Annotated in this window: 22 protein-coding genes; 15 read left to right on the top strand and 7 right to left on the bottom strand. The window is 40.0% G+C overall.

All coding sequences use genetic code 11. From position 1 onward, the window contains the following. The first annotated feature begins 87 nt into the window (after positions 1–87). The 8 genes from OFO01_RS05025 (at position 88) to OFO01_RS04990 (ending at position 7,344) form a co-directional block, all read left to right on the top strand. Positions 88–552, top strand: coding sequence for an RNA pyrophosphohydrolase (locus OFO01_RS05025; protein WP_270859098.1), 465 nt, complete (start codon positions 88–90; stop codon positions 550–552). Further along, on the top strand, positions 552–1,757 hold the full coding sequence (locus OFO01_RS05020) for an aspartate kinase (RefSeq protein ID WP_270859097.1): 1,206 nt from the start codon (positions 552–554) through the stop codon (positions 1,755–1,757). Before OFO01_RS05025 ends, OFO01_RS05020 begins: the two co-directional genes overlap by 1 nt. Beyond that, positions 1,757–2,290, top strand: a complete 534-nt coding sequence (locus OFO01_RS05015) for a HobA family DNA replication regulator (RefSeq protein WP_270859096.1) — start codon at positions 1,757–1,759, stop codon at positions 2,288–2,290. Before OFO01_RS05020 ends, OFO01_RS05015 begins: the two co-directional genes overlap by 1 nt. Further along, positions 2,287–2,904, top strand: coding sequence for a DNA polymerase III subunit delta' (locus tag OFO01_RS05010; protein ID WP_270859095.1), 618 nt, complete (start codon positions 2,287–2,289; stop codon positions 2,902–2,904). The genes OFO01_RS05015 and OFO01_RS05010 overlap by 4 nt, the downstream gene beginning before the upstream one ends. Further along, a complete protein-coding gene (folP, locus tag OFO01_RS05005; protein ID WP_270859094.1) occupies positions 2,904–4,040 on the top strand; it encodes a dihydropteroate synthase in 1,137 nt (378 codons plus the stop codon). Before OFO01_RS05010 ends, folP begins: the two co-directional genes overlap by 1 nt. A gap of 74 nt (positions 4,041–4,114) precedes the next feature. After that, on the top strand, positions 4,115–5,056 hold the full coding sequence (locus OFO01_RS05000; RefSeq protein WP_270859093.1) for a TAXI family TRAP transporter solute-binding subunit: 942 nt from the start codon (positions 4,115–4,117) through the stop codon (positions 5,054–5,056). An 8-nt stretch (positions 5,057–5,064) separates the two neighbouring features. After that, positions 5,065–7,104, top strand: a complete 2,040-nt coding sequence (locus tag OFO01_RS04995) for a TRAP transporter permease (protein WP_270859092.1) — start codon at positions 5,065–5,067, stop codon at positions 7,102–7,104. After that, the gene (locus OFO01_RS04990; protein WP_270859091.1) at positions 7,105–7,344 is read left to right on the top strand and encodes a hypothetical protein; all 240 of its coding nucleotides are present in this window, start codon (positions 7,105–7,107) and stop codon (positions 7,342–7,344) included. It begins immediately after the preceding gene. Between the two features lie 74 nt (positions 7,345–7,418). On the opposite strand, the gene OFO01_RS04985 is transcribed toward OFO01_RS04990, so the two are convergent. Beyond that, a complete protein-coding gene (locus OFO01_RS04985; protein WP_270859090.1) occupies positions 7,419–8,606 on the bottom strand; it encodes an ammonia-forming cytochrome c nitrite reductase subunit c552 in 1,188 nt (395 codons plus the stop codon). A gap of 145 nt (positions 8,607–8,751) precedes the next feature. Between OFO01_RS04985 and OFO01_RS04980 the strand changes: the two genes are divergently transcribed. The 7 genes from OFO01_RS04980 to OFO01_RS04950 all read left to right on the top strand — a co-directional run bounded on the left by OFO01_RS04980 (position 8,752) and on the right by OFO01_RS04950 (position 12,466). Beyond that, entirely contained in the window at positions 8,752–9,135 is a 384-nt protein-coding gene (locus tag OFO01_RS04980; protein WP_270859089.1) for a CidA/LrgA family protein, read from the top strand. After that, a complete protein-coding gene (locus tag OFO01_RS04975; RefSeq protein WP_270859088.1) occupies positions 9,132–9,824 on the top strand; it encodes an LrgB family protein in 693 nt (230 codons plus the stop codon). The genes OFO01_RS04980 and OFO01_RS04975 overlap by 4 nt, the downstream gene beginning before the upstream one ends. Positions 9,825–9,833: 9 nt before the next feature. Beyond that, positions 9,834–10,409 (top strand): cytidylate kinase-like family protein, encoded by a 576-nt coding sequence (locus OFO01_RS04970; RefSeq protein ID WP_270859087.1) that lies wholly within the window; start codon positions 9,834–9,836, stop codon positions 10,407–10,409. A gap of 217 nt (positions 10,410–10,626) precedes the next feature. Beyond that, the gene (exbB, locus tag OFO01_RS04965; protein WP_270859086.1) at positions 10,627–11,040 is read left to right on the top strand and encodes a TonB-system energizer ExbB; all 414 of its coding nucleotides are present in this window, start codon (positions 10,627–10,629) and stop codon (positions 11,038–11,040) included. 1 nt (position 11,041) lies between these two features. Next, positions 11,042–11,425 carry a TonB system transport protein ExbD gene (exbD, locus tag OFO01_RS04960; RefSeq protein ID WP_270859085.1) on the top strand — a complete coding sequence of 128 codons (384 nt, stop codon included), beginning with the start codon at positions 11,042–11,044 and terminating at the stop codon, positions 11,423–11,425. After that, positions 11,418–12,146 (top strand): energy transducer TonB, encoded by a 729-nt coding sequence (locus tag OFO01_RS04955; RefSeq protein WP_270859084.1) that lies wholly within the window; start codon positions 11,418–11,420, stop codon positions 12,144–12,146. Before exbD ends, OFO01_RS04955 begins: the two co-directional genes overlap by 8 nt. Before the next feature lie 104 nt (positions 12,147–12,250). Continuing rightward, a complete protein-coding gene (locus tag OFO01_RS04950; protein WP_270859083.1) occupies positions 12,251–12,466 on the top strand; it encodes a hypothetical protein in 216 nt (71 codons plus the stop codon). A gap of 1 nt (position 12,467) precedes the next feature. Here the strand turns inward: OFO01_RS04950 and OFO01_RS04945 are convergent, their stop codons facing one another. From OFO01_RS04945 to OFO01_RS04920, 6 genes are all read right to left on the bottom strand, one after another. Continuing rightward, positions 12,468–13,037 (bottom strand): hypothetical protein, encoded by a 570-nt coding sequence (locus OFO01_RS04945; RefSeq protein WP_270859082.1) that lies wholly within the window; start codon positions 13,035–13,037, stop codon positions 12,468–12,470. A 246-nt stretch (positions 13,038–13,283) separates the two neighbouring features. Continuing rightward, positions 13,284–14,114, bottom strand: coding sequence for a hypothetical protein (locus OFO01_RS04940; protein ID WP_270859081.1), 831 nt, complete (start codon positions 14,112–14,114; stop codon positions 13,284–13,286). Between the two features lie 91 nt (positions 14,115–14,205). Next, positions 14,206–14,907, bottom strand: coding sequence for a tRNA pseudouridine(38-40) synthase TruA (gene truA / locus OFO01_RS04935; RefSeq protein WP_270859080.1), 702 nt, complete (start codon positions 14,905–14,907; stop codon positions 14,206–14,208). A 1-nt stretch (position 14,908) separates the two neighbouring features. Next, the gene (locus OFO01_RS04930) at positions 14,909–15,940 is read right to left on the bottom strand and encodes an LptF/LptG family permease (RefSeq protein ID WP_270859079.1); all 1,032 of its coding nucleotides are present in this window, start codon (positions 15,938–15,940) and stop codon (positions 14,909–14,911) included. Next, entirely contained in the window at positions 15,933–16,685 is a 753-nt protein-coding gene (locus OFO01_RS04925; protein ID WP_270859078.1) for a prepilin peptidase, read from the bottom strand. The genes OFO01_RS04930 and OFO01_RS04925 overlap by 8 nt, the downstream gene beginning before the upstream one ends. A gap of 109 nt (positions 16,686–16,794) precedes the next feature. Beyond that, on the bottom strand, positions 16,795–17,949 hold the full coding sequence (locus tag OFO01_RS04920) for an acyltransferase (protein WP_270859077.1): 1,155 nt from the start codon (positions 17,947–17,949) through the stop codon (positions 16,795–16,797). Position 17,950 lies beyond the last annotated feature (1 nt).

The following is a 17,950-nucleotide window of genomic DNA, read 5'->3' as shown; positions in this document are numbered from 1 at the left end:
GCGAAATTTAGCAAAAATTCTTTGAATTTTAGCCAAATTTATACCTATTTTCGCTAATATTTTGCAAATTTTTTTCAAAGAGCTAATATGGAGAAAAATTACAGACCAAATGTCGCAGCTATCGTGCTTGCGCCTTCGTATCCGTTTAGTTGTGATGTGCTTATCGCCCAGCGCAGTGATATACGCGGGGCTTGGCAGTTTCCCCAAGGCGGTATCGACAAGGGCGAGACGCCAAAAATGGCGATTTTACGCGAACTAAAAGAAGAGATAGGCACAGATGATGTCGATATCATAGCCGAGTGTCCGCAGTGGCACAGCTACGATTTTCCAGAGGCTGTGGCGCAAAAAATGCGCCCATGGGACGGGCAAATGCAAAAGTATTTTTTACTAAGATTAAAAAGCCTAAAAGGGCTTGATATCAAAACGCATAAGCCTGAATTTGATGATTTTAAATTTGTAAATGCAAATCAAGTTTTAAAGCATGTAAATCACTTCAAAAAGCCGATTTATGCGCTTGTTTTAAAATATTTTAAAGAGGAGGGATACCTTTAATGCTTATAGTTCAAAAATACGGTGGCACTAGCGTAGGCACATTAGAGCGCATAGAAGCGGTTGCCGAGCGCGTGATAAAGACTAAAAACGAAGGCCATGATTTAGTCGTAGTTGTATCTGCGATGAGTGGCGTTACAAATAGATTGGTCGAGTATGGAGAGTATTTTACAAAAGATTTAAACACTCGCGAAATGGATATGATGCTAAGTGCTGGCGAGAGGGTTACTAGCGCGCTTTTAGCCCTTGCACTAAATGCAAAAGGCTACCCTGCGGTGGCGTTTTCTGGCAGACAGGCTGGTATCGTAACCGATACAATGCACACCAAAGCTCGCATTAGCTTTATCGATCCGACTAATATGAATAAAGCCATAAAAGAGGGCAAAATCGTCGTAGTAGCGGGATTTCAAGGCATTACCGAAGAGGGCGATATCACTACTCTTGGCAGAGGCGGAAGCGATTTATCTGCTGTGGCGATAGCTGGGGCGATAAATGCTGATACATGCGAAATCTACACTGATGTCGATGGGGTCTATACCACAGATCCACGCATTGAACCAAAGGCGAAAAAGCTCGATAAAATCAGCTACGAAGAGATGTTAGAGCTAGCTAGCATGGGGGCTAAGGTTTTGCAAAATCGTAGCGTAGAGTTAGCCAAAAAGCTTAAAGTAAATTTGGTAACTAGAAGTAGTTTTAATAACAACCAAGGAACACTAATAACAGGAGAAGAAAATATGGAAGACGCAGTAATCAGCGGAATAGCATTAGATAGAAATCAAGCAAGAATCACAATCAGAGGCGTAGATGATAGACCGGGCGTTGCGGCTGAGATTTTTTCATCTTTGGCGCAAAAAGAGATAAATGTAGATATGATAGTCCAAAATATCGGCATTGACGGAGCGACAAATTTAGGCTTTACGATTCCACAAAACGAAATGGAGCCAGCCCTAGAAATCATGCGCTCAGTAATTTCTAATCCAAAATGCGTAATCGAAAGCGATAATGAGGTCGTAAAGGTCTCAATCGTGGGCGTGGGTATGAAAAGCCACAGCGGTATCGCTTCGCTAGCGTTTCGCACACTAGCAGCTGAGGGTATCAATATCCAAATGATCTCAACTAGCGAGATTAAAATTTCGATGATTGTGGCTGAAAAATACGGCGAGCTAGCAGTTAGAGCCTTGCATAAAGCATATAATTTGGATAAATAATGCAAGATTTATACACTTGGAGCGCTAAAACTCTGCAAAACGAGCGAGATATGGAGTGGCTCGAAAATCGCAAAGAGCATTGGATACCGCTATTAGCGACAAAAATGCGTCTGCTATATAGCGGGTATTCGTTTGTGGTGATGTGCGATGATGAGAGAAGGTGGTTTGGCGAATATATCGTCAGCAGGATAAACGATAGCAAAAACACCAGACCGCTTCTGCCATTTTTCGAGTTTTCATCGCTTTATAACCAAGAGATTACCTCCCAAGAACAGGTCGCTTTGCTAAATGATATGCTCTCACTCTCATTTAGCAACGGCTTCATTTATTTTTACATAGGCAGGGGCGATCACGCTTACGCCAAAATAGCCAAAAGCCACGAGGACAGCTATTTGTGGCTCATCGACGAGGCATTGCCAAACAGCTTTCAGCTAAGCGAAAACGATGAAAGCCTAGATATCAAACTGCTTCAACTCTTTAAAATTTTAAACAAAAGTATCGACGCGGTGCTTTTTGGCGAAGTCGTGCTTTGAAACTCATTAATCAAATTTTTATAACGAACGATTATGCGGGTTTTAAAGCAAAAATTCTATCTGAATTTTCCCCTAAAAATTTGCGCTTTTTCGAAAGCGACGAGCTCAAAATCGACGAAGCTAGAAAGATAATCGACGAAGCCTATATCGCCGAGGTAGAGAACAAAATCATCGTAATTAGCGCGGTTAAATTCCGCGACGAGGCGCAAAACGCGCTTTTAAAAATCCTAGAAGAGCCACCGCGCAATACCATATTTTTCCTCGTTGCGCCCTCGATTACGCTTTTATTGCCGACGATTAGATCTAGGCTAATGGTGCAAAATTTGCTTGGCGAGAAAAAGCGCGAGCGCACGGGGCTAAATTTGCGAAAAATCGATTTAAGGCAGATTGATGCGTTTATTAACGACTGTATAAACAAAGAACGCGTCGGCTCGCTCGATAAATTTGCCCTAAAATCGCTTGTCATGCAACTTGTCATCGAGTGCTTCGAAGCTGGGATTAAATTTAGCGCTAGCGAGTTAGAACATATAAACAAGCTCGTCTATCTCGTCGAACACAACGCCAAATCCCACGCTGTATTGCCACCGCTATTTTTGATAATCAAAGGCAAATAATGAAAATTTTTAAAATTTCAAATAGTGCCGATTTTATGGCACTTTGCGCGCGCATTAATTGCACAAAAGAGGGTGCGAAAATCATGCGCAAAAAATCGAATTTGAACTTTTTTTATATCAAAGATTTGCGCGCCCCTGCGGCAAATATCTTAAAGCAAGATGCCCTTAGCATAGGCGCAGAGCTCGTAACGGCCGAGCATGTGATCACAGGCGGGGCAAACTCAGACGCGCTTTTGATTGCAAATGATAAGCAGGTTGAAATTCTCTCAAAAAAAGAAAAGGCGCAGGATTTTGGGCTAAAAAATTTGGCGCAGTTTTTGGGGGCAAATTTCAAAAAACCCAAAATTTGCGAGATTATGGGGGTTTTAAATCTAAATTTCGATAGTTTCAATCCCGCTTCTCGCACCCAAAATTTAACCGAAGCAATCGCAAAAATCGAAAAGATGATTGAAGATGGAGCCGATTATATCGACATTGGCGGGGTTAGCTCGCGCCCTGGAAGCCAGTATTGTGGCGGAAAGGAAGAGTTTGCGCGCATAAATGGCGTTATTGGCGAAATTTATAGGCAAAATTTACACAAAAAGGTCAAATTTAGCCTTGATAGCTTTGATGAATACTGCGCCCGTTTCGCGCTAGATCACGGATTTAGCCTTATAAACGACATTAGCGCAAATTTAAATTTAATTAGTGTTATCAAAAATTACGGCGCGAAATACTGCCTAATGCACATGCAAAACTCGCCACAAAATATGCAAATTTCGCCACATTACGATGATTTGCTAGGCGAGATTGATGAGTTTTTCGCGCGAAATTTGGCGCAAATCGTCCAGCTTGGCGTGGAAGATGTGATTTTGGATGTGGGGATTGGATTTGGCAAAACGGCTGAGCAAAATTTGATTTTAATCAAAAATTTAGAGCATTTTTTGCACCACGAAAAACCGCTTTTGGTGGGGGCTAGCAGAAAAAGCGTGATTGATTTTTACCACAAATCAAGCGTAGAAGAGAGATTGCCTGGATCTTTGTATTTGCATTTGCTAGCAGTGCAAAATGGCGCAGGTATCATCAGGGTGCATGATGTGAAAGAACACAGGCAAATGCTGGATTTAAAATCGGCTTATGATAAAATTTTGTTGTAAAAATGGCTAAATTTTATTAGAATTTTATCCAAATTTAGCAATACTTATCAGCTTAAATTTCACAAGGAGGGAATATGAGAAAAATTTGTGTTGGTGTCGCTGCGTTAGCGATGTTTGCAGGTAGTTTGAGTGCGAAAGAATTTATCAATATCGGCACAGGTGGAATGACAGGGACTTACTATCCTGTGGGCACTGCGATTTGTCGCCTTGTAAATGTAGATAAAAATTTTAAATGTTCAGTTCAATCCACAGGTGGATCGACATATAATGTCAATAATGTCCTTAAAAAAGAGCTAAATTTCGGCTTCGTTCAAAGCGATGTCGTTTATGACAAATACAATGGCAAGGGCAAATTCGAGGGCGAGCCAAATCCAAAACTTCGCTCTGTTATTTCGATTTATCCTGAGCTTTTGGCTTTTGTAGTTGCAAGAGATAGTGGAATCAAGGCTTATGCTGATATAGATGGCAAAAAGATAAATTTAGGAAATCCAGGTAGCGGAAACGAAGTAACAAGCACTTTGATTTTTAATGAATACGGCATTGATTTAGCTAAAATGGCGCAACGAAGCGTGCTAACCGTGCAAGAGTGCCCAATGGCGCTAAAAGATAAGAAAATTGACGGATATTTCTTTATGGTAGGACACCCAACCGCAAATATTATCGATGTAGCAACATCTATGCCGGTTGATTTGGTTAGCATTGATGAAGCCACAGCTGATAAAATCGTAGAAAAATACCCATATTTCGCAAAAGGCGTGATTCCAAAAGGGCTTTATGAGGGGATTGATTACGATACTACGACGATTGGCGTAAAGGCTGTATTAGTCGCTGATGAGAGCGAGAGCGATACAGCCGTAAGAGCGATTGTAAAGGCTATTTTAGATAATTTTGACGAGTATAAACAGCTCCACCCTGCGCTAAATTTGGTTAGCAAAGAATCCCTAATCGAAGGTCTTAGCGCACCACTTCACCCAGCGGCTGAGGCGGTATTTAAAGAAGCTGGAATTTTAAAATAAGGCAGTAGATGAAAAAAGACGAGCAGGTATTAGAGGTAAAAAGTAGAGAATTTTCGTCGAAAAAGCTATTTTGGCTTGTGACGCTAGTGTGCTTCGCGTGGGCTGTTTTTCAGCTTTATATCGCGTATTTTCCGATAAATGGCACGCGCGCTAGATCTATCCACTTAGGTTTTGCGATTTTTATCATTTTCGCTCTTTTTCCTGCTCGTTCGCACTCTAAGGCGCATTTTTACATACCATTTTATGATTATATTTTGCTGGCTGTGGGGACATTTGCGATACTTTATCCTGCGATTGATTTTTATGGGATTGCGCAAAGACCAGGCGATTATTTGCAAAGAGATGTGGTAATCGCGTTTTTAGGAATTTTTGTTTTATTCGAAGCTGGGCGCCGTATGATGGGCTTAGCGCTTCCGATAATTGCATTTTTGTTTTTGCTGTATTGCTATTTTGGGCAGTATATGCCAGATGTCATCGCGCACCGTGGCGCAAGTATCGAAAAGCTAGCCGGACACATGTTTCTTACCACAGAGGGCGTTTTTGGCGTGCCTGTGGGGGTTAGCACGAATTATATTTATCTATTTGTGCTTTTTGGTTCGCTTTTAGAGCGCGCTGGTGCGGGGCAGTATTTCATAAATGTAGCGTTTGCACTTTTGGGTAGATTTCGTGGCGGACCAGCTAAGGCTAGCGTTATTGCTAGTGGGCTAACTGGCATGGTTAGTGGAAGTTCGACTGCAAATGTCGTTACCGTGGGAACCTTTACGATTCCGCTTATGAAAAAAGCAGGCCTTAGCCCAGTCAAAGCAGGCGCAATCGAGGTCGCAGCTGGTGTAAATGGCCAACTCATGCCACCTATCATGGGTGCGGCTGCCTTTATCATCGCGCAGTTTTTGGGTATGGAATACACGCACATTATGATTGCTGCGCTAATTCCTGCGTTTGCGTGCTATGCAGGGCTATTTTTTATCGTGCATTTAGAGAGCTGCAAGCTAGGGCTTAAAGGAAATTCAAACTACAAAAGAGTTTCAAAACTGAAACTAATTTTGAGCGGAATTCACTTTTTAATCCCGATTATGGTGCTTTTATACACACTTTTGATTTTGAAGCAAAGTGCCTTTGCGGCGGCGTTTAATGCGATTGGCGTGCTATTTATCATAATGGTTTTGCAAGAGCCAGTTCGCAAACTAATCTACAAAGAGCAAATTTTAAGGCAAGATTTTATTCAAGGTTTTAGCGATATTTTTTGGGCTATGGTCGCAGCGTCAAAAAACATGGTAACAGTCGCAGTCGCCACTGCTCTTGCTGGTGTCATCATCGGCTCTATTTCGCTAACTGGTCTAGGAGCTGTGCTATCTGATCTAGTCGAGGCTGTGGCTGGGGATAATATTTTGTTGATTTTGCTAATGACGGCGATAATGAGCCTGATTTTAGGCATGGGGCTTCCGACTACGGCGAATTATATCGTGGTTTCTAGCCTAATTGCGCCTGTGATTTTGATTTTAGCTGATAGAAATGATTTGCTTGTGCCTGCGATTGCGGTGCATTTGTTTGTATTTTATTTCGGAATTTTAGCTGATGATACGCCACCTGTGGGAATTGCAGCGTATGCCGCCGCAGGTATCGCCAAGGCAAACCCTGTAATCGTGGGCGTGCAGGGATTTATTTATGATTTGCGAACAGCGATTTTGCCGTTTGCGTTTTTTTTCAATAACAAACTTCTTTTAATCGAGTCAATCACCACCCCAATGGATCCAAAGGGCATTACATGGATCTCAGATCCCGCCCAAATCGCGCTTATTTTTGCTAGCGCGCTCATTGGTATGTTTGCATTTAGCTCCGTGCTTCAAGGCTGGTTTGTGAAAAAATGCAACGCCTTAGAGCGCGTGCTGCTACTATGTGTCGTGCCGCTGATGCTCGTGCCAAATATGTGCGTGAGATATTTCGATTTCATCAGTAGCGAATATATCTGTTATGGGGCTGCTTTGGCGATTTATGCGGGGATTTTTGTAAAGCAGTGGTTCGCAAAACCAGAGGGCGAGCAAGCTTAAATGCAAAATTTCAAATGGCAAATTTCAAAGCAGTTAAAAACTGCAATGAGGCAGAAAAATATTGATAATTTTAGCCTTGTTGATTTGGTTGGAGTCCTCTACGACGAGGCGCACCCAGGTCATAGCGAGGATATGAGAGCAGAGGTGTTTGCCATACTTGATGAATATAATCCAAATTTAGATATCGAAATTTTTGATATGGTTTGCAGGGTCTTGGGTATCAAAATCACACTCGGATAAATTTGATATTTTCGTGAATTTTAAAATTTAAAAATGGGGTCAAATTTGACCCCATTGCACTTTTTAAAGCAGAGTTAGAAAGTTATTTCTATGATTTCATAAGGCTTGGTGAAGCTTTCGTCCTCGACTTTAAGCAGGTTTTGAAGCTGTGGTGCTAGGACATAATAGACGATTTTGACATCGACGGTATAGGTGTTTTGTGGCATAGTTACACTAAATTCTCTGCTCTCCCCAGCGTTTAATCTCGTATCTTCCTTCAAAGTTTTTGCAGCATACGATAGGGTTTCATCGCCTTTGCTGTCTGTATAGATCGCACGAAGCGCGCCTAAATTTTGCGTTGATAAAATTTTGCCAAGCCTGTCTTTGAATCTGACATGCACTTCAACCGAACGCCCGCTAAATCCTGTCGGAACCTTGTGAGTGGTTAAATTTTTTAAATTTATCACCGCTTTATCGCCACCTAAGCGATTAAATCTAAGCTCAATCGCCTCTTTTAGGATATCTGAGTTGCGTGCGCCGTTGAAAAAGTGAGATCTGATATCTCTGATAACCGCGCCCTCCCTAGGTGCGCCAGGGGCGATGATTTTTTTGGTTGATTTGCCCATGTGGCAATCCACGCAAAGTTTGGCGTTTTGCACGCCTGCGCCCTCAGCTTGTGTGTTATAAATCGAAAGCTTAGATTTGCCGCCTTGTCCTTGGTGGCAAGAGTTGCAAAGTTCGTCGTTGTTTTGGAAAAAATCTCGTTTTTGGCTTTGGTGATACAGCGCGTCAGCCTCGCTCACATCGTATGGACCGGTCACATAGTCCTCGCTCCACGAGAAGCTTTTGTATCCAGAGATGCTTGGATCGCTTTGGTCTGGTTTGATGTTATCGACATTGTGGCAAATGTAGCACGAAATGCCGTTTTTGACATCTTCGCTTTTGGTAAATTCTTTGACCTTGTCTTTCTCGCCAAGATCAAGCGACAGTGCCACGCTCATCGATACATCGAGCTCTTTGATTTTCATTTTTGCGTTGTGGCATTGACCGCATGATAGCGTTAGACTCTCTTCTAAATTTCCCGTTTCTTTGGCGATTAATGAAATTGATTTTTTGTAAAGTTCGTTAGAATCCTCGTGTGATAGCGCGTGTAGGGATTTGACCCAAGCTTCATGCACATCGCTGTGGCAGGTGGCACAGACATTTGGATCAGCGAAATCAGCCTCAGCGGCAAACAAAAATGAGAAACCTAGCCCCAAAAGCCCTAAAAATTTAAACCTCATAATCTCCCTCCAAATCGAAAATTGGGCTATTCTAGCAAAAGAATTCTTAAAATATTCTATTAGTTAAATTACACTTTTTAGATAAATTTAATATTTTATTTATCCGAATTGCGCTAAATTTCGATGAATTTTTGGAGGTTGAAATTTGAAATTTTTAGAGCAATTTAGCATTATTTTAGGAATTTCTCTGTGCGCTGAAATTTTATCCAAACTTATCCCGCTTAGCATACCAGCTAGTATTTACGGGCTGATACTTATGCTTTTGGCTTTGATTTTTAGGGTGGTTAAAATCTCGCAAATCAGGGAGAGCGCGTCGTTTTTCATGCAGATAATGCCTGTGATTTTTATCCCAGCAGGGGCTGCTATCATCGTAGCTGGCGATGTTTTGATGGCGAATTTTTGGGCGATAATCGTGATTGTGGCGATTTCTACGATTTTGGTAATGGGTGCTAGCGGATTTGTAACGCAGATTTATTACGAAAAGACGCTAGAAAAAGAGCGCAAAAAGCTCTACGAGGACGAAAAATGAGAGAGATACTTATAAATTCGGCGTTTTTTGGCGTTTTTTTGTGTTTGATTTCGTTTCAGGCTGGAATTTATCTGAAAAAACGCTTCAAACTAGCGATTTTCAACCCGCTTTTGGTGGGGACGATTTTGACGGTCTTAACCCTCGTGCTAGTGGATATCCCATACGATAAATTTAACGCCAGCGCCGCTCATGTGAGCTTTTTTCTCACGCCGATTACGGTGTGTTTGGCGGTGCCATTATACGAGCAACTCTCGCTCTTGCGTAAAAATTTCGTTGCGATTTTTGCGGGGTTGTTTGCGGGCGTGCTGGCTGGGACTTGCAGTATTTACGCGCTGGCTTTGATTTTTGGCATAGATCATGCGCTCTATGTGACACTGCTACCCAAATCCGTAACCGCGCCCATTGGCATGGGGATTAGCGAGAGTTTGGGCGGAATCGTAAATTTGACCATGGCATGCATAATCGCAACGGGGATTTTAGGAAATATATTTGGAGAGGCGATTTTAAGGCTATTTCGTATAAAAAAATCCGTAGCAAAGGGGATTGCGCTTGGGTGCGCAAGCCATGCTATGGGGACAGCAAAAGCCCTTGAAATCGGAGATATCGAGGGCGCAATGGCGTCTTTGGCGATGGCTGTAACCGGGCTTTTTACCGTGGTTGGGGCCAGTATTTTTGCAAACTTTATTTAAGGAAATTTTATGGTAATCACAATCGCTAGACAAACAGGGGCAGGTGGGCGCGAACTAGCTCAAAAATTGGCAGCTAGGCTAGGATACACTTACCTCGAAAAGGCGGATTTGCTCAAACGAGCTGATTCTTTGGGGTGCTTTGAGATGATGTATGAATTCTACAACGAAATGCCCATAAATATGCTCTTGCACGCTATTTCACACAACGAAATCGCAAACGAAGAGAAGCGCGAACGCATAGCCAAAATTTATCGCCAAATCGCACATGACGGAAATATCATAATTTTGGGGCGTTGCGCTGGGTATTTTTTGCGCAGTAGAGGGGATTTGCTGCGTGTGTTTTTGCGCGCGGAGGACGAGTTTAAACTCGCTCGCCTTGCTAGCGAAACTAAGGGCGATGTCAGGGAATTTATGGAAAACTCAGACTCTGGCAGAGCGAGCTTCCACAGGTATTACACGAACGAAATTTGGGGCGCGTCGCAAAACTATGATATCTGCATAAATACATCGTTTTGCGGTGTCGATGGCGCGGCGCAAATCGTGGAAAATTTGATTAAATTTAAAGAAAATTTGAGCGATAAATGATTTTGTATTTCAAAACTTATAGCGCGTAGTATAAAATTTTATACAATCAATTTTGAGAGAATTTATTAAAAATTTTGCTTTCAAAATTGATTGATATTGATAAAAGTTATTGACTTATATTCTAAATTTCGTTAAAATACCCCGATTTTTCGCTATTTTCAAAATCACTGTATTTTTGATAAGCAAAATTTACAAATTTTATCCACGGGGGAAATTTATGGATTTTCTAAAAGACTATATTGATTATATAATTATTTCTATTTTGGTTTTTATGAGCTTTTTGGTCGTTTGGTTTAGCATAGAGCGGGTGCTGTTTTACAGAAGAGTATCGCCAAAAGACTACAAAAGCAAGGCGCTGTATGAGGAGGCACTGAGCAAAAATCTCACCGCACTTTATATCGTGTATTCTAACGCCCCGTATATCGGGCTTTTGGGCACTGTGGCTGGCATTATGATTACATTTTATGACATGGGCGCTAGTGCCAATATCGACGCGAAAGCTATCATGCAAGGCCTCTCTCTCGCGCTCAAAGCCACTGCGCTGGGGCTTTTGGTCGCTGTGCCTACGCTGATGATTTACAACTGCTTTTTGCGCAAAGTCGATGTCATGCTCAATCGCTACGAGGGCTAAAATGCGACTACCTAGGAAAGAGGGGCTAAATATCGTCCCATTTATTGATATTATGCTGGTTTTGCTAGCGATTACGCTTAGCGTTTCGACCTTCATCGCCCAAGGGTTAATCAAGGTCGATTTGCCAAGTGCCAAAAGCGCGCAAAGTCCAAGCGAAGAGAAGAAAATCACCATTAAAATCGACGAGCACTCGCAAATTTTCGTCGATGATATCGCCGTGGATAGCGAGGCTTTGAAGTCAAATTTGGAGCATTTGCAAAAGCATGATTTGATTGTTTTAGAAAATGACAAAAACTCCAAATTTGAGGCTTTCGTCATCGTAATGGACACCCTAAAAGAGCTAAATCACGAAAATTTCGCAATTGTGACGAAAAAAGATGAATAGCGCAATCGGATTTTTTACTTCGCTGATTTTGCATATTGCCTTGCTTTGCTACGCTTTTGCGAATTTCAGGGCGCCAAATTTGATGCAAGATGAAGCTCTAAGCGTGATTAGAATCGAAAATTTCGTCGCTTTGAGTGATACTGCGCCCGAAAATTTGGAAAATTTAGCCGAGCAAAATTCACAGCCTGAGCCTGCCCCTGAACCAGAGCCCGAACCAGAGCCTACGCCAGAGCCAGAGCCAGAGCCTGCCCCTGCGCCCGAACCGCTCCCTAAACCTGAGCCAAAACCAAAACCAAAACCAAAAAAAATCGCAAAAGAAAAGCCTGTAAAAAAGAATTTCGATAGCAACAAAACAGGCGCAAATTTGCCAAATTTAGCCCAAACTAATGCTAGCGCAGGCGCACCAAAAGCGGGCATGGCAAACATACAAGGCAACGCCAAGAGCGATAATATCGGTGGCGTGATACAAAAAATCATCGCAGCCTATGCGCAAAAAAACTACCCAAAAAGCGCGAAAATGCGTAAGCAAACCGGCATGGTAAAGGCGGAGTTTTCGTATTTGCCCGGTGGCGCGGTGCAGGGCGCAAAGATCACGGCTAGTTCTGGTGTGGAGGCGCTCGATGAGGCTGTTTTGAAGGCGATAGAGCGCACGAAATCGAAATTCCCGCCCACGACAAGCGCGCGAACTTTTGTCGTAAATGTGCGTTTTGTGCTGAAATAAATTTCAAAATTTTGCAAATTTAGCGAGTTTAAATTTTAAATTTGTAGATTGCCACGCTCGTTTCACTCGCTCGCAATGACAGATTAAGGAAAATTTGCCAGCCATTGTCATTGCGAGCTTCCATAGAAAGCGAAGCAATCTACGAGCAAAAACCACCAAAACGCAAATTTTGTGTCATTGCGAGGCGTGAAACACCGAAGCAATCCAGCAAACGGCGAAAGCCGTTTTTAGAATTTGCAGTCGCTGTAAATTTACTAGATTGCTTCGAATACTTTGTATTTCTCGCAATGATAGCAAATTTAGCGATATTGCTAATTTGAGTTATTTTTTGTATTTTGTATTCAAATTTATAAGCAAACAAATTTCTATTATTAAAAATATTAAACCAATCAAATATGAAATATATTGAATTTTGTAGTGCCAATCCCAATTTTGTTTTGCATAAAACACAGGCTGATTGCAGTTTTTGTATTCCATTAAAACTTTATCTGCCATTTTAATACTTACACATTTTTTGTTTAAATAATCATCTTTTACTTTATCGCAAAACGAAGTATAATCGCTATTTGAGATACCCATTTCGCTTAATAAATCATCTTTATATTTATGAGTAAAATTTTTACCATTATTTTCGATAGAAATTAAACACCCAGCATAATTTCTATAACCACCCTTGCCGTATTTGTATTCTTTAATAACTCCTGAAATCACATACGGATTTTTAATATATTTTTCTAATGGAACGGCTGAATATCCAATAAAAAACAATACTGGAATAATAAATGCAAATACCAAAAGCACAATTCCTAAAAAATTATGATTATTTTTAAAAGCAAATTTGATTAAATCATTAAATTTATCAACATAATCCAACGGATTTTTAAATTTCATTTTTATCCTTCGTTTTTTTATTGTAAATTTAAATTCGCTCAGTATTGTTTGATACCGAATTTATCAAATTCACAAATTTAAACTTACTTTTGAATTTTAAAATTTAAGCACAAATAAATTTAAATTTGCAAATTTAAAGGTAATTCTTAAATTTAGTAAATCACATTTGCAAGATAAAGTCCATTTTGTGGGCAAGGACGCCACCCTACGATACTCATAGTTCTTTCCTTTAAAAAAATTTGGTTATTAAAGTATGTTGTAACTTTTCGGTAAATTATCAATATTTATATCTTTTTGTAAAAAATATTTTTTTACTTCCTTATAAATTTCATCGTTATATAAATAAATCAAATAATATCTAGCCGACAATAATGCACCATACATAGGCACGGTATAGTGTGGCATAGCAATTTGTATAAATGGAAATATTTTAAAACCATTTAAATTTTTACTTATGAATACAAAAGCAAAAAATTTTAGTATTAAATTTGAAAAATAAAATGAAAGCAAAAAATACATTGTTTTCAAAATTCCAGTTGATAAAAATGATAAGATTATCAAAAAAATTATAAATAAATCAAACAATATATCTGATTTAGATTTATTTATTGTGCATTGTGCAAAAAAAGGTCTTGCTAATTCATCATTTGAAATTTTACATTTTCTTTTTAATTTCCCATAATCATAAAATTCGATATGATGATTTGTAAATTTAATTTTATGATTTTTAAATTTGAATTTTTGCAAAATCGCAACAATAACAATATAACTTACTGGTATCAAACTTAACCAAAGCAACTCTTGTGGCACTTCTCTCCAACGCAGTTCTTCTAATATTCCAGAAAATATACCTGCAAAAATAAAAGATGAAACCAGTAAAGTTAAAACAAAAAATTCTTCATAGCTTTGTATTATCAATGGATTTTCATCATAATCCCTAAAATTTGGATCGGTTTGTTTTTTATTTTTTAGCCATTGCTGATATTTAACTTCTTTTTCTTTTGCTTGTTGAATTTTCATTTCGGCTTTTTTAGTCATTTGCTCTGCTTTTTCTCGCATTATTTTTTCATTTTCCAATTTTAATCCTTTTATAAAATCTCGGTCAGTATCTGCGATACTGAATTTATCAAATTTTACAAATTCAACCCCGCTTAATCAAATGTAAAATTTAGTAAATCACATTTGCAAGATAAAGTCCATTTGGTGGGGCTGGTATGCGGGTGAGGGCGTGAGAGAGGTCTAGGGGGCGATTTGATTTGAGCGAGGCAAGGGCGTTTGCTAGCATTAATCGCACTTGCGCGCGCAAAAAGCCGTTTGCGACGAAATTTACCACGCTGAGATTTCCGTGCGAATACGCGCGCGCTACGAAAATTTCACGAACCGGGCTTTTTATCTCGCTTCCAACCTTCATAAACTCGCTAAAATCGTGCTCGCCGATAAATTTCGCAAGAATTAAATTTAGCTTTTCAATTTCAAATTTGGGCATAAAAATTTGAAAATCGCTTAGAAATGGATTGAATTCGCCGTGGTTGATGATGTAGCGATACGCCCTAGCTTTGGCGCTGTATCTTGGGTGAAATTCATCGCTTACCACGCGCAGGTCGCGCACGAAAATGTATGGCGCGCAGTGGCGGTTGATGAGCTCTTTAAGGCGCGGCAGGCTTTGGTAGAGTTCGCATTTTACGGTGCTTGTTTGGCGCAGGGCATGCACGCCCTTGTCTGTGCGAGAGCTAGTGGTAAGCGCGCCAAAAATCCCGACCCTGCCTAGCGCGATTCTGAGCGTGTCTTCGACGCTACGACCATGTGGCTGGGACTGCGAGCCACAAAATCGCGCGCCGTTGTAAGCGTAGGTAAGAAGTAAATTTTGCATTTTAATATCGCGGTTTGATTTTGAAGTTATAATAAATCCAAGATAGGATAAATGTCAGCAAAAATGTAACGCTAATGGCGATTTGTGGGCGTTTGGCTAGTATCATAATCAGCGCAAAATAGCTAAAAAGCACCCCGAAAATCCCAGCGTAAATAAAGCCCTTTTCGTAGCGGTAAGTTACGATTCCAAAGCTTAGCGCAAAAAGCACGCTTGCTAGCGGAAATAGCGAAACAAGCACATAAATGCTGAAATCTTTTTTGCGTTTGTCGTTTTTGCGCATTTCGCGCCAGTATCCTAGCACATCGCTCCCTGTGCGGATATTGCTCTTAGAAAGTGTGCGTATGATAAGCTCGTCAAACTTGGTGATATGCCACTCGTCGCTATCCACGGTGTAGATTTTGCCATCGCGTAAAAGTGCGGAAAAGCTTTGATTTTCGCTTACAAACTCGCCTTTTTTGGCGATGATTATGCGCTCATCTTCGCCTTTTTTGCCGTGGTTGTAAAATACTAAATTTTTGTAAATTTTGCCGTTTTCGCCCTCGTCTTCACCCTCGATGAAAACCATCCACTCCGAAAATTTCTGCCCAAATTCGCTAGCTTTGATATTTAGCGTGGCGCTGACTTTTTTGTAGTCGATGAAATTGTCTTTGAGATTTTCGGCGATTGGCATCATCACAAGCGAAATAAAGAGCAAAAGAACCGAAAAAATCGCCGCAATCACGCCGAAAAACACAGCGATTTTGCGCGTAACATAGCCGATAGTAAAAAGCACGATTGTTTCGTTTTCTTTCGAAAGGCGGAAAAGCGCCATGCTAAGGGCGACAAAAAAGGCAATCGGCACGGTGAAAATGAGAATTCGCGGTAGCATAAAAAGGTAGAGTTTGATTAGCTCTATCAAATTTATCTCGATAAATGAGGTAATGCGCGCAATCTGCAAGAAAAACACAATTGACATAATGATAAAAAGCGTGCTAAATAGCGACGCAAACGAGCTTATGAAGTTGGTAAATAAGTAGCGTTGAACTCTATCCATAAATCATTTCCAAAAGCTGCAAAATTTGAGCTTTGAATAAAATCGTAAGCAAAAGTCCAGCTGACAAAAACGGCACAAACGGCAGTTCGTAGCCTTTTTTGTTGGCGATTGCGTATGCCGGCAGGGTCAAAATCGCGCCGATATAAATCGCGATTCCGCCTAGCTTCCAGCCCAAAATCGCGCCGATGATTATGGCGATAAAAATATCGGCTGAGCCCATGGCTTCGCGCTTTAAGACCTTTGTGATGATGAGGCGAAGCGCGAAAAACGCTAGCCCATACCCAGCGGCTGGATACAGCAAGCTAATGTCAAAATCATAAAGCAAAGGATAGATTAAGCTTATCGCAGTAGCTGTGAAAAGCAGGCTATCTGGCACGGCCTTGAACTCGAAATCGATTGCCGAAAGTGCTAGTAAAAGTATGAAAAGTAGCGCTAAAATGGCGGCTTTGATGATATCTGGCTCGCAGATATACGCGCTCGCGGCTAGCGCGCCAGCTAGAAACTCCACTATGGGATAGCGGATAGAGATTTTTTCCTTGCAAAATGCGCATTTTCCGCCCAAAAACAGCCATGAAAACAGCGGGACATTGTGGTAAAATTTCAGCGGAGTGCCACATTTAGGGCAGTGCGAAGCAGGGAAGTTGATACTCTCGCCACGCGGAAGCCTGTGGATTAAGACATTGCTAAACGAGCCAACACAGATGCCAAAAAGGGCGAAAATCGCCATATAAAGGTAGTATTCCATAAAAATCCATTATTAAATTGATAAATTTTGCAAACGGCTATTTTACAATTTTTTGGCTAAATTTTGGGCAAATTCGGGAGTGAATTTGCAAATTTAGGCTTAAAATTTTTTAGACCACTTTGCGTAAAATCGGAATTTTTGAGAGTATAAACGCCAAAAATGCAGAAATCGCAAAAACTGCCAAGCTTAAAAGTGGAACCATTATTATAGGATTTGCGCTTATTGTTGTAATTTGCATTTTTTTAACGATAAAATCTAAAATCGCAAGATGAATAAGGTAAATTCCAAAGCTTAATGCCGAAAGTTTTGTTATGATTTTTGCAAATTTGCTGTTATTTTGGAATTTTGCAAATAAATTTTTAAAGAAAATAAAAACGCCAAAGCTAGTTAGCATGGTGCTTAAAATTTTATAATCATAGAAAAAATCCTTTTTCTTTTCGTGGTGCAGGGCAAATTCTGAATTTACATAGGTGGCAAAAATCAGTCCGATAATGGCAAAAATGTAAAAAATAATCCTAGTTCTTTTAGAAATTTCAAAATTTGCAAAGTAAAATCCAGCTAAAAAATATATCAAATAACCACTGAATTCAGGGACATTTGAACGAAAATATAGAGTTTTATTTATAAAAAATTTCAAAAATATATTGATAAAATCATAACCACAACAAAAAATCGCTAAAACAATGAGCAAAAGTTCAAAATCTTTTTTGCTTAAATTTCGCATCAAAACCTGCAAAAACGGAGCCAAAAAATAAAGTCCGATTATCATATATAAAAACCAAAGATGATATTGTGTGCTTTTAAATAAAAAATCGGTTAATCTAAATGGATTGGTGTCAAATTTGCCATTTAAAAACATATAGAAATATAGATAAAAAATACTCCAAACGATAAGTGTAATGGATAGTCTAAAAATATTTTTCTTTAAAATTCTGCCTAAATTTTCGCTCACGCTTTCACTATATCGCCTAAAATCAAGCAAAAACATACCGCTAACCATGACAAAAACAGGCACACACCAACGAACTAATCCGTCGTAAAAATTAAAAACCTGCCACTGGAAAGTATCTGGCTTAAAAGCAGACCATTTATTTGCGGCTACATGCAAAAATATAACCGCAAAAATCGCAAAAACTCTTAAAAAATCAGGATAAAAAACCCTTTGCGGTGTGTGTGCGCGCGTGTCAGAAATCCTGTTTGTTTGTGAAGTTCTAGAAATAATTTTTATATCTTGCGAATTTTGTGGATTTTTATTATTTTGCATT

Origin of the sequence: Campylobacter sp. JMF_01 NE2, from assembly GCF_027737365.1 — a bacterium.
Classification (GTDB): domain Bacteria; phylum Campylobacterota; class Campylobacteria; order Campylobacterales; family Campylobacteraceae; genus Campylobacter_B.
This window is presented reverse-complemented; position numbering and strand designations above follow the sequence as displayed.

Coding starts and splice junctions, on each gene's coding strand:
- OFO01_RS05025 (WP_270859098.1), top strand. CDS start 88: ATGGAGAAAAATTACAGACCAAATGTCGCAGCTATCGTGCTTGCGCCT.
- OFO01_RS05020 (WP_270859097.1), top strand. CDS start 552: ATGCTTATAGTTCAAAAATACGGTGGCACTAGCGTAGGCACATTAGAG.
- OFO01_RS05015 (WP_270859096.1), top strand. CDS start 1,757: ATGCAAGATTTATACACTTGGAGCGCTAAAACTCTGCAAAACGAGCGA.
- folP (WP_270859094.1), top strand. CDS start 2,904: ATGAAAATTTTTAAAATTTCAAATAGTGCCGATTTTATGGCACTTTGC.
- OFO01_RS05000 (WP_270859093.1), top strand. CDS start 4,115: ATGAGAAAAATTTGTGTTGGTGTCGCTGCGTTAGCGATGTTTGCAGGT.
- OFO01_RS04995 (WP_270859092.1), top strand. CDS start 5,065: ATGAAAAAAGACGAGCAGGTATTAGAGGTAAAAAGTAGAGAATTTTCG.
- OFO01_RS04990 (WP_270859091.1), top strand. CDS start 7,105: ATGCAAAATTTCAAATGGCAAATTTCAAAGCAGTTAAAAACTGCAATG.
- OFO01_RS04985 (WP_270859090.1), bottom strand. CDS start 8,606: ATGAGGTTTAAATTTTTAGGGCTTTTGGGGCTAGGTTTCTCATTTTTG.
- OFO01_RS04975 (WP_270859088.1), top strand. CDS start 9,132: ATGAGAGAGATACTTATAAATTCGGCGTTTTTTGGCGTTTTTTTGTGT.
- OFO01_RS04970 (WP_270859087.1), top strand. CDS start 9,834: ATGGTAATCACAATCGCTAGACAAACAGGGGCAGGTGGGCGCGAACTA.
- exbB (WP_270859086.1), top strand. CDS start 10,627: ATGGATTTTCTAAAAGACTATATTGATTATATAATTATTTCTATTTTG.
- exbD (WP_270859085.1), top strand. CDS start 11,042: ATGCGACTACCTAGGAAAGAGGGGCTAAATATCGTCCCATTTATTGAT.
- OFO01_RS04955 (WP_270859084.1), top strand. CDS start 11,418: ATGAATAGCGCAATCGGATTTTTTACTTCGCTGATTTTGCATATTGCC.
- OFO01_RS04945 (WP_270859082.1), bottom strand. CDS start 13,037: ATGAAATTTAAAAATCCGTTGGATTATGTTGATAAATTTAATGATTTA.
- truA (WP_270859080.1), bottom strand. CDS start 14,907: ATGCAAAATTTACTTCTTACCTACGCTTACAACGGCGCGCGATTTTGT.
- OFO01_RS04930 (WP_270859079.1), bottom strand. CDS start 15,940: ATGGATAGAGTTCAACGCTACTTATTTACCAACTTCATAAGCTCGTTT.
- OFO01_RS04925 (WP_270859078.1), bottom strand. CDS start 16,685: ATGGAATACTACCTTTATATGGCGATTTTCGCCCTTTTTGGCATCTGT.
- OFO01_RS04920 (WP_270859077.1), bottom strand. CDS start 17,949: ATGCAAAATAATAAAAATCCACAAAATTCGCAAGATATAAAAATTATT.